The sequence below is a fragment of the Cellulosimicrobium sp. TH-20 genome, from assembly GCF_002105775.1.
Classification (GTDB): Bacteria; Actinomycetota; Actinomycetes; order Actinomycetales; family Cellulomonadaceae; genus Cellulosimicrobium; species Cellulosimicrobium funkei.
Window position 1 is genome coordinate 1,357,198 of sequence record NZ_CP020857.1, and the last position, 14,823, is coordinate 1,372,020.

Sequence of the window (14,823 nt, forward strand, 5' to 3'; positions counted from 1 at the left end):
CCCCGCGCCGCGCGCGGGGAACCCCCCGTACCGTGGGGTCGTGCTCGACTGGCTCTTCGGGGGCGTGGCCCTGCTCAACGTGTACGCGCTCGCCCTCGTGGTGCTGCGCGCGCCGCTGTACCGCACGCGCGTGTACCGGCCGATGCTCCTCAACATCGGGCTCTCGATAGCGCCGGTGATCGTGCTCGGGCTCGTCGTCCTCGTCGACGCCGTGCTCATCGCGGGCGGCGCCCCGTCGTGGGCGGTCGTGACGTGCGCCGTCGTCGGGTTCGGCGTCTGGCTGCTGCTCCTGCCGAACGCGGGCTACCTCGTCACCGAGCTGAACTACAGCCACCGGCAGGAGGGCGAGGAGGTCCCGCTCTGGTACGACATCGTGGCCGTGCTCACGCTCGCCCTGTCCGGGGTGATGAACACGCTCGTCAACGTGTTCCTCGCGCAGGCGCTGCTCGCGATCGTGCTCTACCCGGACGACGACGCCCCGTTCCGCCGTCCCGTGTCGTGGGTCGTGGTGCTCGTCGTGCTGGCGCTCGTCTCCGTCGGGATCTACCTCGGCCGGTACGTGCGGTTCAACAGCTGGGACCTCGCCCACCCGGTCCAGTTCGTGCGCAAGCTCGTGCGCCACTTCCGGGCGCGCGGCGCCGTGCTGGACGCGCTGCTCTTCGTGCTCCTGCACACGCTGTTCTTCGCGGTCATGTACGCGATCGTCATGGGGCCGGTCACGACGCTCCTCGTGCGCGGGGCGTGACGGCCCGTGAGGTTCCGGCGACGGCCCGTGACGGCCCCGTAGGATGCGCGCCGTGACGTCGACCGCGCCGAAGGCCGCTCGGGGCGTGCCGCTGCTCCGCGCCGTCGTGGGCACGTGGCCGCGCCGCGTGGCGTTCGCCGTCGTCCTGGGGGCCGTCGTCGGCACGACGGCGGCCGGCGGCCTCGCCCGGCACGACGCCGCCGACGCGGGCCCGGCCCGGGCCGCCGCGGGGGAGCCGGTCGCCACGGGACCCTTCGACCTCACTGTGCGCTCGTGGTCCGTGACGGACGCCGTGCAGGTCTCGGCGCTCGAGGACTCCGGGGCGGACGCGTGGCTCGTCGTGGTCGTCGGCGCGCTCGACACGGACCGCGAGTCGCGCCGGCTCGACCGCACCGCGGTGACGCTCCCCGACGAGCTGCCCGGCGGCCTGGCGCTCGCGGGCGACGCGGAGCCGGACCGCCCGGACCCCACGCTCCTCGTGCGCGACGCGTCGTCGTACCCCGTGCTCTCGCCGGGCCTCGCCGACGACGTCGCGCTCCTGTGGCCCGTGTCGGTACCGGGGGAGGGCGGCGCGGTGAGCACCCCCGACGAGCCGCTGACCGTGACCGTCCCGACGTTCCGGTACCGCGACATGACGGTCGGCGGTGGCCGGCGGTGGGCCGAGACGGGCGCGGTCACGCTCGTGGACGTCCCGGCGGGGGCCGTCCCGCCCGAGATCGTCGACCCGCCCGAGACGGAGGACGGCTGGTGACCGAGGAAGCGACCGCCGTGGCGCCGGACGGGCCCGAGGCGCCGGACGGGCGCCCGCGGCGGACCGGCCGGGCCGTGACCGTGGTGCTGCTCGTCCTCGCCGTGGGGGCGGGGGCCGCGGTGTCGCGCGTCGACACGTGGTGGCCCACGCTCACGCCGACGACGTCGCGCGGCACCGTGGGCGAGGTCGTGACCGCCGGCCCGGTGCGCGTGCGGGTCGACGACGTCCGCACCGGAACGACGCTCGACGACGGGTCCGGCCCGCTGACGACCGACGGCGTCTGGGTCGTCGTGGACCTCGCGGTGTCCGGGACGACGGGCGAGGCGAGCGTCGAGGTGGTCGAGCTGCGCGACGCCGCCGGGCGGGACCACGAGGCGTCGCGCCGCGTGGGCAACCAGGTCCTCAGCACGTTCGCGGACCCGGACGTCCCGGAGGCGGGGACCGTCGCCGTCGAGGTGCCCGCGCGGGCGCTGGAGGGCGACCTCGTGCTGCGCGTGCTCACGGAGCACCAGGACGCGGACCTCGACCGTCCCCAGGCGATCGCCGAGGTCGACCTCGGCCGCGTCGCGCCGCCCGCCGCGGGGGACTCCCTGGAGACGGTGCGGCCCGCGCTCGTCCCGGGCGGGTGGGACGCGTGAGCGCCGGCTGGTGGCGGACCAACCGCTGGTGGCTGCCCGTGCTGGTCGTGGCGCTCGGCGCCCTGGGCTGGCTGACCTGGCGGTCGGACGACGTGCAGGCCTGGTGGTCGGGCGAACCGCGCGTCGCGCACGCGCCGGACGCCGACGGCTGGGCCCAGGTCGGTGACGTGCGGGCCCGGCTGCTGGGCGTCGAAGCGGTCGACGGGCTCGACGACGGGTACGGCGGCCGGATCGAGGTGCCCGACGGCTACACGCTCTGGGCGGCCGACGTGTCGTTCCGCTCCGACGCGCCGCCCGCCCCGGAGGGCGCGGAGAAGACCTTCTCGTCGTGCGCGGTGCTGCTCCGGGACACGGCCGGGCGGGAGTACGCGGCGGGCGCCGCGGCGCTCCCCGGGATGCCGTACCCCGAGGCGCCGGTCTGCACGGGCGCCGTCTCCAGCCGGAGCACGCAGCACTTCCTGACCCCGGACGACGCCGAGCCCGCCGAGGTGCGTCTCGTCGAGCCGAGCCTCCTGCCGGCGTACTGGGCGCTCCCCGTCGCGGACGTCGGCTGACCGCCGCCGTCGGCCCGACCGGTTGACATTCCACGGTTTAATGATCATAGTTCATGATCAATAAACTTCGACGGAGGTGGTCGCCGTGGGCGTGGTGTCGTGGATGCTGGGGAACCCGTTGCCGTTGCCGGTCGCGCTCGGGGCGGACCTCGCGCTGCTCGCGCTGGTCGTCGCGGTGGGGCTGGTGTGGTCCGACGGCCGTCGGGCGGTGGTCACCGGCTCGGCGGGGCGTCGTGCCGTGCGGCACGCCGCCCTCACGAGCGCCGGGGCGGGTCTGGTCGTCGCGGCGGGGCTCCTGCTGCCCCCGGCCTACCTCGTGCTGGGCGTCGCGACGCTCGGCGCGCGCGGGACGGCGGTGCTGCCCCTCGTCGCGCTCCTCGGCGCCCTGGCCGTCCACGCGGTGGGCGAGCTGACGTGGCCTCGTCCACGGCACCGGCAGCGCGAGGCGCGCCTCGCCGTCCGGTCGGTCGCGGACGTCGCTCCCACCCTCACACGCCGCCTCGCCTGGGCGTGGACGGCCCTGCTCGTGGTCGCCGCGGTCGCGTTCGGGCTCGTGGCGTCGGGGCCGCGCGCGGTCTCGCGCGTCGTCGGGCCGGCCGAGGCGTACACCGTCACCCCGTTCCCCGGCTGGCTGTGGACGGGGCCCGTGCTCGTCGTGGCCGCGGTGGCCCTGGTCGCTTCCGAAGCGGTGCTGCGCCTCGTCCGCTCGCGTCCCGCGGTGGAGGACGTCGGCGAGGAGTGGGACATGTGGCTGCGGCGGCGGGTCGCCCGCCGTGTCGAGCGTGCGACCCAGCTCGTGCTGGGTCTCACGCTGGGAGGGCTCGTCGCGTTCGCGGGCCTCTCGCTGCGCTGGCTCGGCCTGGGGAACGGGGACGGCGCCCGGCTCGGGCCCGGGCCGAGCGCAGGGGAGATCGTCGCCGGGAACGTCCTCCTCGCCGTCGCGGCGTGCCTCGTCCTCGTCGTCCTCGTGGCGTCGGTGTGGCCCGCGCGCGACCCGGCACCCGCCGCGCGGGCGCCGTTCGCTCCCGAGGCGGTCGCCGCGTGAGCCTCGCCGTCCGGATCGACCTCGACTCCACGACCCCGCACTACGAACAGCTCCGCGCGCAGCTCGCCGCGCTCGTCACGGCGGGCGACCTCGTGGACGGGCAGCGGCTCCCGACCGTCCGCGCGCTCGCCAACGACCTCGGCATCGCGCCGGGCACGGTCGCGCGCACCTACCGCGACCTCGAGGCCGCGGGCCTGGTCACCACCCGCCGCCGCGTCGGGACGCTCGTCACGGCGCCGCCTGCGACGCTCGACCGGGCCGCCGTCACGGAGGCGGCCGCGCGCTTCGTCCGGCTGGCGCGGGACCACGCGTTCACGGACGGGGAGATCCGCGACGTCGTCGCGGCAGCGCTGCTGGGGGACCGGCGCGAGGAGAAGGCGGGCGACGCCACCGCTCGGACCGAGGTCGAGCACCCCGTCACGTCAGGGAGCTGAGGCCGCGCCGACCGTGGTCGGCGTGCTCGGCGCCCCGGTGCCGGCGCCGGTGTCCGGCTCCCCGGCCCGCCGCGCCGCCCGCCGCGTGCGCAGGGCGGACGGCAGGCCCAGGCTCGCGAGGAGCGCGTCGGCCGCGGCGGCGAGCAGGACGGTCGTGAGCACCTGCACGACGACGGTCGCGACCGTCTCCAGCGGGCCGACGAGCGCGCGCCACGCGACGATCCCCGGCTGGCCGACGACCGCCTGCGCGGCGGTGAGCACGACCTGCTCGGCGAGCGTGAGGAGCGCGAACGCGACGCAGAAGAGCAGCACCGCGCCCCAGCGGCTGCGCCACAGCATCCCGAGGGCGCCGACGAGGCCGCCGAACCGCCGGCCCGGGTCGAGCATGAGCGCCCACGCCCGCTGGGCGCCGCTCTCGCCGAGCGTCCGATTGAACCGGTCGACGGCGCGGGCCGTGCGGCCGGTCGCCCCGCCGTCGCCCGGCACCGCGTGGGCAGGGTCGACGACGTCGATCGCCTCGACGCCGTACACGATCGTCCCGAGCGTGAGCCACGCGAGCGGGACCACGAGCCCGGTGACGACGCCCGCGACGAGGAGGGACGTCGTCGGGCCCACGGCGTCGACGAGCGGCTTGAGCGCGTCCACGCGCGCGACCACGCCGTCCCACCAGGTCGTCACCTCGACGACGACGACGCGTGTCGACCACCACTCGCGCACGCGCCCGACGAGGGCCGTGACGGTGAACGCGCCGACGACGATCCAGACGACCTCGCAGTAGCCCGCGGCGATGCGCACCGCGGCGGAGCGGGCGCTGTGCCGGGCGTCGCCGTCGCGCGCGGGGACGCCGCGGTCGAGGCGCCGCGCGAGCCGTTCCAGCAGAGTGCGGGCGAGCAGCGCGCCCGCGACGACGAGCACGACGGTGAGCCCGAAGCCCTCGGGGACGGGGCTCGCGGTCTCGATCCCCGCGCCCGCGGCGAACGCGTGGTCGAGCGCGGCGGAGTCGATGTACGCCTGCCAGTCGGACGACAGCCCGCCGTAGAACTCGTAGATGACGAGGTAGGGCACGAGGACCGAGGCGATCGAGCCGAGCAGCGCCCGGACCTCGAGCCGGTCGCGCTCGGTGCGCGGCTCCCGGCGCAGGACGTGCAGCATGACGACGATCCCGACGACCGTCGCGAGCGGCGAGAAGCACAGCACGAGCAGGCCGAGCACCCCGGACGACGGCGCGACGGCGAGCGCGGCCCGCAGCGCGAGCTCGTGCAGCACCTGCGCGAGGACGGCGACCGCGACGAGCGCGGGCCAGTGCCGGGCCAGGAGCCGGCCGGCGTCGGCGAGGACGCGCAGGCCGGCGCGCAGGATCGAGTCCTGAGGGGGCGTCGTCGGGCTCGCCGGCGGGGCGGTCACGCGCGCCAGGCTACCCGGCGGCCCGGCCTCCCTCGCGCGGACGGAGCGGGCCGAGCGTCAGGCGCGCGACGCGAGGCGGGCGACGACGCGCTTCGCCTCCTTGCCCGCGAAGCGGCGGGCGAGGACGCCGACGCCCGCGGCGACGGCGGCGAAGGTCACGGCCTGGACGACGCCGACCTCCTCGTCGTCGAGGTCCTTCGGGGCGTCGTGCCCGGTGACCTTGGCCCAGACGAACGTGACGAGCTTCTGCGCGGCCCAGCCCGCGGCGAAGGTCAGGGCGACGGTCCCGACCTTGAGGGCCAGGGTCTGCTCGTTCTCGTTCGTGTCGGCCACGAGGGGTTCCTCCGTCGGTCGGGGCGCCGGGCGGCGCCGGGCGTGCTCGCACGACCACCGTAGTGCGAAGTCGCCGCCCACGCGTCGCCCGGCGCGCGCACCCGGCTCAGTCGTGGCTCACCGCGTCCAGGACGGGCAGGCGCGCGGCGCGCACCGCAGGCCACACCGCGGCGACGACGCCCACGACGCCGGCGAGCACGAGCATGGCGCCGAGCTGGGCCCACGGCACGGCGAGGGTCGTGAAGCCCTGGTCCGCGAGCACCGACGGGAGCGCGGCGGCGAGGCCGGTCCCCACGGCGAGCCCGACGGCCGTGCCGAACACCGCGACGAGCACGGACTCGATGACGATCGTCGTCGCGAGCTGGGCCCGCCCGAGCCCGACGGCCCGCAGCAGCCCGATCTCGCGCGTCCGCTCCGCGACGGACAGCGCGAGCGTGTTGACGATGCCCAGCACGGCGACGAGGACGGAGAGCCCCAGCAGGGCGTAGACGATCGCGAGGACCGACTCGACCTGGCCGGCGACGTCCGCGGCGAACTCGTCGGCGTCGAGCACGGACGCCACGACGTACGGCGCGACGGCGTCGGTCACGTCGGCGCGGACGGCCGCGAGGTCCGCGCCGGGCTCGGTGTCGAGGAACAGCATCTCCGTCGTCGTCGCGCCGACCGCGGCGGCCACGTCGGGCGGCAGGAGCAGGTCGACGGAGAACGCGTGCGAGTCGACCACCGCGCCGATGCGCACCTCCCGGGCCGGGAGGTCGGGCCGTGCCGGGTCGGCGAGCGTCAGGACGTCGCCCAGGGCCCAGCCGTGCTCGTCGAGCGCGTCCGCCATGACGGCGGCCTCGCCCCGCGCGTACGCGTCGAGGTCCCCCTCGGTCGCGGTCGTGCGCACGGAGCGGCCGAAGCCCTCGGCGGGGAACCCGACGACGAGCTGCGGCTCGCCGTCGACGACGACCTGCCCGTACGTCGTGACGTCGACCGCCGCGACGCCGGGCACGGCGCGGACGTCGTCCGGGACCCCGTCGGGGAGGTACGGCATCGCCGAGCGGACGACGAGGTCGGCCGCGGTCTCCTGGTCGACGATGTCCTGCACGGAGACGCGGGTGGACAGCGCGAGGACGGACGTCGTCGAGACGAGCGCCATCCCGACGACGAGCGCGCCCGCCGTGGCCGCGGTCCGCCGCGGCTGGCGCGTGACGTTGCCGCGCGCGAGACCGCCGAGCGGGCGGACCAGCGCGACGAACGGCGCGGCGAGGACGGTCAGCACCGGGCCGACCGCGAGCGGGGCGAGGAGGAGCACGCCCGCGACGACGCCGGCCGCGCCGAGGCCGAGGAGGGGCGCGCCCCCGCTGCCGACCACGGCCGCCGCGACGACGAGCCCTACGCCCGCGAGCAGCGCGACGGTCCCGGCGACGGCACGGGCCCGCCCGGCTCCGGTGGGCCGGACGACGTCGGCGCGCATCGCCTCCACCGGGCGCACGAGCGCGGCGTGCCGCGCGGGCAGGGCGGCGGCGAGCACCGACACGACGACGCCGACCACGAGCGGGACGGCGACCCCCGTGGCCGTGACGGGCAGCGAGCCGGAGAGCTCCATGCCGACGGCGCCGAGCCCGCTGCGGGCGAGCTGCGCGAGGCCGAACCCGGCCCCGACGCCGAGCAGCGCGCCCACGGCCCCGACGACCGCCGCCTGCCCCACCACCGAACCGAACACCTGCCCGGGCGACGCGCCCACCGCGCGCAGGAGCGCGAGCTCGCGCGTGCGGCGTCGGACGTGCATCGAGAACGTGGTGGTGATGATGAACGTGCCGACGAACAGCGCGAGCGCGGCGAACACCAGCAGGAACGTCGAGACGAACCCGAGCTGGTCGGTGATCGCCTCGCTCGACTCCGCGCGCAGCTCCGCGCCCGTCAGCGCCTCGGCGCCCGCGGGGAGCGCGGTCGCGACGGCGTCGCGCAGCGCCTCGGGGGAGACGCCGTCGGCCGCGTACAGCGCGACCGACGGGACGAGGCCGTCGGGCGCGTACGTCGCGGCGGCGGTCCCGGCGTCGAGCAGGACGATCGTCGCGCCCGCCATCGGCGCGGACAGCGAGAGCTCGCCGACCACGCGCACCGGCCGCACGGCGTCGCCCAGCACGACGTCGGTCGTGTCGCCCACCGCGAGGCCCGACGCCGCGAGCGTCGCCGACTCGAGCGCGACCTCGCTGCCGTCGCGGGGTGCGCGGCCGTCGACCACCTGGGGACCGGGGTCGCGGGGGTCGTAGGCGACGCCGATGCTCGGCGCCTGGCTGCCGAGGACCGCGGTCCCGTCCGCGCCCACGAGCACCGCGGGACCGCTCACCTCGGGGAGCGCGAGCGCGACGTCGTCGCGCGCGCCGAGGTCGCGCGCCAGGTCCGCCGGGACGAGGCTGCGCGCACCGCCTACCTGGGCCGACGTCGACATCAGCGCGTCCCCGGCCGACGACGCGCCGCGCACGTACGCGTCCGCCTGGACCGACGAGGCGACGATGCCGTCGAACGTGGTCGCGAGCATCGCGCGCAGCGCGAACGTGCCGGTCACGAACGCGACGCCGATCGTCACGGCGAGCACCGAGAGGACGAGCTGCGCGCCGTGCGCGCGCACGCCGCGCAGCGCGATCCGGCCCATCATCGGGCGGCCGCCGTCGTCGGCGCCGGGGCGGCGTGCGCCGGGGTCGGCGCGGCGGGCGTGAGGGAGCCCAGCGTGTCGAGGACCGCCTGCGGCGTGGGGTCGTGGAGCTCGGTCACGAGGCGGCCGTCCGCGAGGAAGAGCACCCGGTGGGCGTACGACGCCGCGGTCGGGTCGTGCGTGACCATCGCGACGGACTGACCGAGGTCGTCCACGGACGCGCGCAGGAAGCCCAGGACCTCCGCGGCGGCGCGCGAGTCGAGGTTCCCCGTCGGCTCGTCCGCGAGCACGATCGCGGGTCGCGACACCAGCGCCCGCGCGCACGCGACCCGCTGCTGCTGCCCGCCCGACAGCTCGGCGGGTCGGTGCCCCAGCCGGGGGCGCAGGCCCACGGCGTCGACCACGCGGTCGAACCACTCCTGGTCGACGGGCCGCCGGGCGATCGCGAGCGGCAGCACGATGTTCTCCTCCGCCGTGAGCGTCGGCACGAGGTTGAACGACTGGAAGACGAACCCCAGGCGCGTGCGCCGCAGACGCGTCAGCCGGCGCTCGCTCATCGCGGAGACCGTCTCACCGTCGACGACGACGGTCCCCGCCGTGGGGGAGTCGAGCCCCGCGAGGCAGTGCATGAGTGTCGACTTGCCCGAGCCGGACGGGCCCATGATCGCGGTCAGGCGCCCCCGCTCGAGGTCGACGTCCACGCCGTCGAGCGCACGCACCGCGGCCTCGCCGCGCCCGTACGTCCTCACCAGCCCGCGCGCGGTCGCGATCGCGGGTCGCGCAGCGCCCTCAGCGCCCTCGGCGGGCGGGCCCTCGCGCGGGGTGCTCCGCTGTGCCGCACCTGTCGTCGTCACGTCCTCGTCCGTCCTCTCGTCGTGCCGCTGCGCGGGAGCGTCGTGGCTCGCCGGGCGGCGTCGTCCTGTGGTGGCCGCCGGGGCTCCCGGCGGCCGTACCGACCCTCCCGCGGCGCGCCTGCCCGCGGCATCGGGGGCGGGCCCCGAACCGTCCCTGGTCCGCGGGCGCCGGCGCTCAGGGTTCTCTCAGGGGACTCTCCGGGCGAGGGGCCGGTGTAGGCTCGCGGTGAACGACAGGGGAGCTCCTGGAGGAGCTGAGAGTGCGGACCACCGCAGACCCTCGAACCTGATCCGGTTAGCACCGGTGGAGGAAGTCGGGAATCTCGATCACCTGCTCGCGCGGTCCGTCGCGCCCACCCGGCGCGTGGCTCGTCGGGCCGGTGGACCCCTCCTGAACGTCCAGGGAGGACACATGCAGCACACGACCACCCTCGCCCGCCGCGGCCGGGCCCTCGCGACCGGCGTGGGCGCGACGCTCGCGCTCCTCGCCCTTGCGGCCTGCTCGGGTGGTGACGGCGCCGGGGGCGACGACGCGTCGTCGGGCAGCGGGGGCACGGTCACCCTGGTGACCCACGACTCCTTCGCGGTGAGCGACGACGTGCTCGCCGCGTTCGAGGAGGAGAGCGGGCTCACCGTCGAGCAGGTCGCGCCCGGCGACGGCGGCGCGCTGGTCAACCAGCTGATCCTCACGAAGGACTCGCCCCTCGGCGACGTCGTGTTCGGGATCGACAACACCTTCGCGTCGCGCGCGATCGACGAGGGCGTCCTCGAGCCGTACACGCCCGCCGACGTCTCGGAGTCCGCCGCGTCGTACGCGGTCGGCGACGGCGGCGAGCTCACCGCCGTCGACCTCGGGGACGTGTGCGTCAACGTGGACCACGCGTGGTTCGCCGACGCGGGGATCCCCGAGCCCGTGACGCTCGAGGACCTGGCGAAGCCCGAGTACCGGGACCTCCTCGTCGTGACCAACCCCGCGACGTCGTCGCCGGGCCTCGCGTTCCTCCTCGCGACCGTCGGGGCGTTCGGCGAGGACGGCTGGGAGGACTACTGGGCGGACCTGCGCGCCAACGGCGTGAAGGTCGTCGACGGCTGGTCCGACGCGTACTACGTCGACTTCTCCGGCTCGGAGGGCGCGGGGCCGCGCCCGCTCGTGCTGTCGTACTCGACGTCGCCCGCGTTCACGCTCACCGAGGACGGCTCCGCGTCGACCACGGGTGCGCTGCTCGACACGTGCTTCCGCCAGGTCGAGTACGCAGGCGTGCTCGCGAACGCGAAGAACCCCGAGGGCGCGCAGCAGCTCCTCGACTTCCTCGTGAGCGAGACGTTCCAGGCCGACGTCGCCGACCAGATGTACATGTACCCGGCCGACGACTCCGTCGCGCTGCCCGACGGCTGGGCCGAGTTCGCGCCGCTCGCCGACGAGCCCTTCGAGGTCGCGCCCGCCGACGTCGCGGCGCACCGCGACGAGTGGATCAAGGCATGGACGGCGACGGTCGTCGACTGACCCCCGGTCCCCGAACCCCCGGTCCACGAACGACCACGGCTCTCCCTCGCGGGGTAGAGCCGTGGTCGCGCGGGGTAGAGCCGTGGTTGCGCGGGGGAGAGCCGTGGTGAGGGGTCGGGAGGTCCGGCGGGGCGGCGTCGGGCGCGGGGTGCTGTGGGGTCTGGCGGCGGCGGTGCCGCTCGCGTTCCTCGGGGTGTTCTTCGCGTGGCCGGTCGTCACGCTCGTGGCGCGCGGGTTCGTCGGGGACGACGGCGGCCTCGACCTCTCGGGGTTCGCGGAGGTCTTCTCCGAGCCCCGCACGTGGCGGATCGTCGGCCTCACGCTCTGGCAGGCCGTGCTCGGCACGGCGCTGTCGCTGCTGCTCGGCGTGCCCGGCGCGTACGTGCTGTACCGGTGCCGGTTCCCCGGGCGCCGGGTCGTGCGCGCGCTCGTCACGGTGCCGTTCGTGCTCCCGACCGTCGTCGTCGGCGTCGCGTTCCGGTCGTTGCTCGTGCAGGGCGGCCCGCTCGGGTTCCTGCGGCTCGACGAGACGTTCGCCGCGATCGTCGTCGCGCTCGTGTTCTTCAACTACTCCGTCGTGGTGCGCACGGTCGGCGGCCTCTGGGAGCACCTCGACCCGCGCGCCGAGCAGGCGGCGCGCGCCCTCGGCGCGACGCCGTGGCGCGCGTTCCGCACCGTGACGCTCCCGGCGCTCACGCCCGCGATCGCGAGCGCCGCGTCGATCGTCTTCCTCTTCTGCGCGACGGCGTTCGGCGTCGTGCTCGTGCTCGGCGGCATCCGCTACGGGACGATCGAGACGGAGATCTGGATCCAGACCACGCAGTTCCTCGACCTGCGCACCGCCGCGGTGCTGTCGGTCGTGCAGCTCGTGGTCGTCGCGGCGGCGCTCACGGTCGCGAACCGCACGCGGGCCCGGCGCGAGCGCGCCCTCAACCTGTCGTCGTCGGCGTCGTCCGCCCACCCGCTGCGCCTGTGGCGCGACGGCCGCCCGACGGGCGACCTCGCGCCCGCTGCGCTCACCGCGGCCGTGGTCGTCGTGCTCGTCGGGCTGCCGCTCGGCACGCTCGTCGTGCGCTCGTTCCGCGTCCCGGGCGGCGGCTGGGGACTCGACAACTACGCGAACCTCGGCACCACGGGCGGGCGCAACGCGCTGTCCGTCACCGTGTGGGAGGCGGCGGGCAACTCGCTGCGCACCGCCGCGCTCGCGACCGTGCTCGCCGTCGTGATCGGGGGTCTCGTGGCGCTCGTCGTGTCCCGGCGCCCGCGCTCGCGCGGCGGGCGGCGCGCGATCTCGGTGCTCGACTCGGTGTTCATGCTCCCGCTCGGGGTCTCCGCGGTGACGGTCGGCTTCGGCTTCCTGATCACGCTCGACCGGCCGCTCGGCCTCGACGTCGACCTGCGCACGTCGGGGCTGCTGGTGCCGATCGCGCAGGCGGTCGTCGCGACCCCGCTCGTCGTGCGCACGGTCCTGCCGACGCTGCGCGCCATCGACCCGCGCCTGCGCGAGGCCGCCGCGACCCTCGGCGCCGCGCCCGGGCGCGTGTTCCGCACGGTCGACGGCCCGATCGCCGCCCGGTCGCTCGGCCTCGCCGTCGGGTTCGCGTTCGCCGTCTCGCTCGGGGAGTTCGGCGCGACGTCGTTCCTCGCCCGCCCGGACAGCGCGACCCTGCCGGTCGTGATCTTCCGGCTCATCGGGCGCCCGGGCGCCGAGAACTACGGCATGGCGCTCGCGGCGAGCGTGGTGCTCGCGCTGCTCACCGCGACCGTGATGCTGCTCGCCGAGCGGTTGCGCGGCGACCGACCCGGAGGAGAGTTCTGATGGTGCAGACCGACCCCGCCCCCGCGCGCGCGGGCACGCCGGAGCCGTCGCGCTCGGGCCCCGGCACCGGGGAGGCCGCCGGGCTCGCGGTGCGCGACGTCGTCGTGCGGTACGGCGGGCGCGGCGCCGGGGGAGCGCGCACGGACCCCGGCACGACGGCGGTCGCGAGCGTCACGCTCGACGTCGCGCCCGGCGAGGTGCTCGCCCTGCTCGGGCCGAGCGGCTGCGGCAAGTCGAGCCTGCTGCGCGCCGTCGCGGGGCTCGAGCCGGTCGCCGCGGGCTCCGTGGCGTGGGACGGCCGCGACCTCACGGGCGTCCCCGTGCACCGCCGCGGGTTCGGGCTCATGTTCCAGGAGGGCCAGCTCTTCCCGCACCGCGACGTCGCGGGCAACGTCGCCTACGGGATCGCGGGGCTGCCGCGCGCCGAGCGCGACGCGCGCGTGGCCGAGCTGCTCGACGTCGTCGGGCTCGCCGGGTACGAGCGGCGCGCGGTCGCGACGCTCAGCGGCGGCGAGCGCCAGCGCGTCGCGCTCGCGCGGTCGCTCGCGCCGCGCCCCCGGCTGCTCCTGCTCGACGAGCCCCTCTCCGCGCTCGACCGGGGGCTGCGCGAGCGCCTCGCGCTCGACCTGCGCGAGGCCCTGCGCGCCACCGGCACGACGGCCGTCTTCGTCACCCACGACCACGACGAGGCGTTCACCGTCGCCGACCGCGTCGCCGTCATGGACGCGGGCCGGCTCCTCCAGGTCGCGCCGCCCGAGGACCTCTGGCGCGCGCCCGGGTCGCGCCGCGTCGCGGAGTTCCTCGGCTACCAGGCGTTCGTGCCGCACGGGCCGGGGAGCCTGCTCGCGGTCGGTCCGCGCGGCCTGCGGCTCGCGGCCGAGGGCGTGCCGGTGTCGGACGACGCGTGGGACGGGACCGTCGTCGGGAGCGTGTTCCGCCGCGGCGCGGTCGAGGTGACCGTCGACGTCGACCTGCCCGGGCGCTCCGGCGGTGCGCCCGCGCGGCTCGTGGCGCTCGCGGGTGCCGCGGCGGTCGTCGAGCCGGGCGACCGGGTGCGGGTCGTCGTCGACCCGGCCGGGTGCGCCGTCGTGCCGGACTGACGTCCCGGGCGGGCCGCCCGGGGCCGTGCGACGAGCGAGAGCGCCGCAGCCGACCTAGCGTCGGGGGATGGACGACGTGACGACCGGTGACCACCCCCGGAGAAGAACGGCAGCAAGTCCGCGAAGATCCTGTACCGCCCCGTCGGCATCGTCAGCTCCGTCGTGGGCGGGCTCGTCGCCGGGCAGGTGTTCAAGCAGATCTACAAGCGGGTCTCGCCCGGCCACCGCAAGGACGCCCCGACACCCCTGCAGTCGGAGTACCCGCTCAAGGAGATCGTGCTCGCGGCGCTCCTGCAGGGCGCGATCTACGCGGTGGTGAAGGCGCTCATCGACCGCGGCGGGGCGCGCGCGTTCGAGCGCTGGACGGGGGAGTGGCCCGGCGACTGACGGTCAGTCGAGGCCCGCGGCGTGGACGAGCAGCGCGACCTGGGTGCGGTTCTCCAGCCCGAGCTTGAGCAGCACGCTCGACACGTGGGCCTTGACCGTCGGGACGCTGAGGAACAGGCGCGCGGCGATGTCCGCGTTCGTCGCGCCGCGGCCGAGCTCGACCGCGACGTCGCGCTCGCGCCCGGTGAGCGCGTCGAGCGCGGCCCGGGCCCGCTCGCGCTGGCCGCCCGCGTCGGCGACCGACGTCATGAGACGCCGCGCAATCTCCGGTGACAGCACGGGCTCGCCCGTCGCGGCCGCGCGCACGGCGGCGACGATCCGCTCCGGCGGCATGTCCTTGAGCAGGTAGCCGGACGCGCCGGCGTGCAGGGCGCCGACGACCTCCTCGTCCGTGTCGAACGTCGTGAGCACGACGACGGCCGGCGCGTCCGGCCGCGCCCGCACGCGCCGCGTGGCCTCGATCCCGTCGACGCGCGGCATGCGCAGGTCCATGAGCACGACGTCGGTCGGGTGGGCGTCGAGCACGGCCGTCACCTCCGCGCCGTCGGCGGCCTCGCCGACGACCTCGATGCCGTGCGCGCCGTCGAGCATGAGGTGCAGCCCGGCGCGGACCA

Annotated in this window: 15 protein-coding genes and 1 riboswitch; of the genes, 10 read left to right on the forward strand and 5 right to left on the reverse strand. The window is 76.4% G+C overall.

What is annotated here, in order from left to right:
* Positions 1–40: 40 nt before the first annotated feature.
* The 6 genes from B8281_RS06045 to B8281_RS06065 all read left to right on the forward strand — a co-directional run bounded on the left by B8281_RS06045 (position 41) and on the right by B8281_RS06065 (position 4,167).
* The gene (locus tag B8281_RS06045; RefSeq protein ID WP_021482839.1) at positions 41–745 is read left to right on the forward strand and encodes a DUF1361 domain-containing protein; all 705 of its coding nucleotides are present in this window, start codon (positions 41–43) and stop codon (positions 743–745) included.
* A gap of 52 nt (positions 746–797) precedes the next feature.
* Entirely contained in the window at positions 798–1,496 is a 699-nt protein-coding gene (locus B8281_RS06050; protein WP_085387236.1) for a hypothetical protein, read from the forward strand.
* The gene (locus B8281_RS19215) at positions 1,493–2,134 is read left to right on the forward strand and encodes a hypothetical protein (RefSeq protein ID WP_043659136.1); all 642 of its coding nucleotides are present in this window, start codon (positions 1,493–1,495) and stop codon (positions 2,132–2,134) included. The genes B8281_RS06050 and B8281_RS19215 overlap by 4 nt, the downstream gene beginning before the upstream one ends.
* Positions 2,131–2,688: a hypothetical protein gene (locus B8281_RS06055; protein ID WP_157446588.1), complete on the forward strand. Its 558-nt coding sequence runs from the start codon at positions 2,131–2,133 to the stop codon at positions 2,686–2,688. Before B8281_RS19215 ends, B8281_RS06055 begins: the two co-directional genes overlap by 4 nt.
* A gap of 85 nt (positions 2,689–2,773) precedes the next feature.
* Positions 2,774–3,733 (forward strand): hypothetical protein, encoded by a 960-nt coding sequence (locus tag B8281_RS06060; RefSeq protein WP_157446589.1) that lies wholly within the window; start codon positions 2,774–2,776, stop codon positions 3,731–3,733.
* The gene (locus tag B8281_RS06065; protein WP_081600302.1) at positions 3,730–4,167 is read left to right on the forward strand and encodes a GntR family transcriptional regulator; all 438 of its coding nucleotides are present in this window, start codon (positions 3,730–3,732) and stop codon (positions 4,165–4,167) included. The genes B8281_RS06060 and B8281_RS06065 overlap by 4 nt, the downstream gene beginning before the upstream one ends.
* Here the strand turns inward: B8281_RS06065 and B8281_RS06070 are convergent.
* From B8281_RS06070 to B8281_RS06085, 4 genes are all read right to left on the reverse strand, one after another.
* The gene (locus B8281_RS06070; RefSeq protein ID WP_085387239.1) at positions 4,156–5,571 is read right to left on the reverse strand and encodes a hypothetical protein; all 1,416 of its coding nucleotides are present in this window, start codon (positions 5,569–5,571) and stop codon (positions 4,156–4,158) included. The genes B8281_RS06065 and B8281_RS06070 overlap by 12 nt on opposite strands.
* A 57-nt stretch (positions 5,572–5,628) precedes the next feature.
* Positions 5,629–5,904 (reverse strand): DUF4235 domain-containing protein, encoded by a 276-nt coding sequence (locus B8281_RS06075; protein WP_009861813.1) that lies wholly within the window; start codon positions 5,902–5,904, stop codon positions 5,629–5,631.
* A 106-nt stretch (positions 5,905–6,010) separates the two neighbouring features.
* Positions 6,011–8,548, reverse strand: coding sequence for an ABC transporter permease (locus tag B8281_RS06080; protein WP_369824944.1), 2,538 nt, complete (start codon positions 8,546–8,548; stop codon positions 6,011–6,013).
* The gene (locus tag B8281_RS06085; RefSeq protein ID WP_232322769.1) at positions 8,545–9,315 is read right to left on the reverse strand and encodes an ABC transporter ATP-binding protein; all 771 of its coding nucleotides are present in this window, start codon (positions 9,313–9,315) and stop codon (positions 8,545–8,547) included. The genes B8281_RS06080 and B8281_RS06085 overlap by 4 nt, the downstream gene beginning before the upstream one ends.
* A 309-nt stretch (positions 9,316–9,624) precedes the next feature.
* Positions 9,625–9,729, forward strand: a riboswitch (TPP riboswitch).
* 82 nt (positions 9,730–9,811) lie between these two features.
* Between B8281_RS06085 and B8281_RS06090 the strand changes: the two genes are divergently transcribed.
* The 4 genes from B8281_RS06090 (at position 9,812) to B8281_RS06105 (ending at position 14,209) form a co-directional block, all read left to right on the forward strand.
* Positions 9,812–10,903 carry a thiamine ABC transporter substrate binding subunit gene (locus B8281_RS06090; RefSeq protein ID WP_085387242.1) on the forward strand — a complete coding sequence of 364 codons (1,092 nt, stop codon included), beginning with the start codon at positions 9,812–9,814 and terminating at the stop codon, positions 10,901–10,903.
* Positions 10,904–11,006: 103 nt separating this feature from the next.
* Positions 11,007–12,722, forward strand: a complete 1,716-nt coding sequence (locus tag B8281_RS06095) for an iron ABC transporter permease (RefSeq protein WP_137280810.1) — start codon at positions 11,007–11,009, stop codon at positions 12,720–12,722.
* Between the two features lie 2 nt (positions 12,723–12,724).
* Positions 12,725–13,822: an ABC transporter ATP-binding protein gene (locus tag B8281_RS06100; RefSeq protein WP_369824968.1), complete on the forward strand. Its 1,098-nt coding sequence runs from the start codon at positions 12,725–12,727 to the stop codon at positions 13,820–13,822.
* Between the two features lie 162 nt (positions 13,823–13,984).
* The gene (locus B8281_RS06105; protein ID WP_232322695.1) at positions 13,985–14,209 is read left to right on the forward strand and encodes a DUF4235 domain-containing protein; all 225 of its coding nucleotides are present in this window, start codon (positions 13,985–13,987) and stop codon (positions 14,207–14,209) included.
* Positions 14,210–14,212: 3 nt separating this feature from the next.
* Here B8281_RS06105 and B8281_RS06110 read toward each other — a convergent pair whose 3' ends face one another.
* Entirely contained in the window at positions 14,213–14,800 is a 588-nt protein-coding gene (locus tag B8281_RS06110) for a response regulator transcription factor (protein ID WP_128957751.1), read from the reverse strand.
* Positions 14,801–14,823 lie beyond the last annotated feature (23 nt).

What these genes read in the sequence shown, in the direction of transcription:
- B8281_RS06110 (WP_128957751.1), bottom strand. Translation starts at nt 14,800, where the DNA reads ATGCTCGACGGCGCGCACGGCATCGAGGTCGTCGGCGAGGCCGCCGAC.
- B8281_RS06080 (WP_369824944.1), bottom strand. Translation starts at nt 8,548, where the DNA reads ATGATGGGCCGGATCGCGCTGCGCGGCGTGCGCGCGCACGGCGCGCAG.
- B8281_RS06090 (WP_085387242.1), top strand. Translation starts at nt 9,812, where the DNA reads ATGCAGCACACGACCACCCTCGCCCGCCGCGGCCGGGCCCTCGCGACC.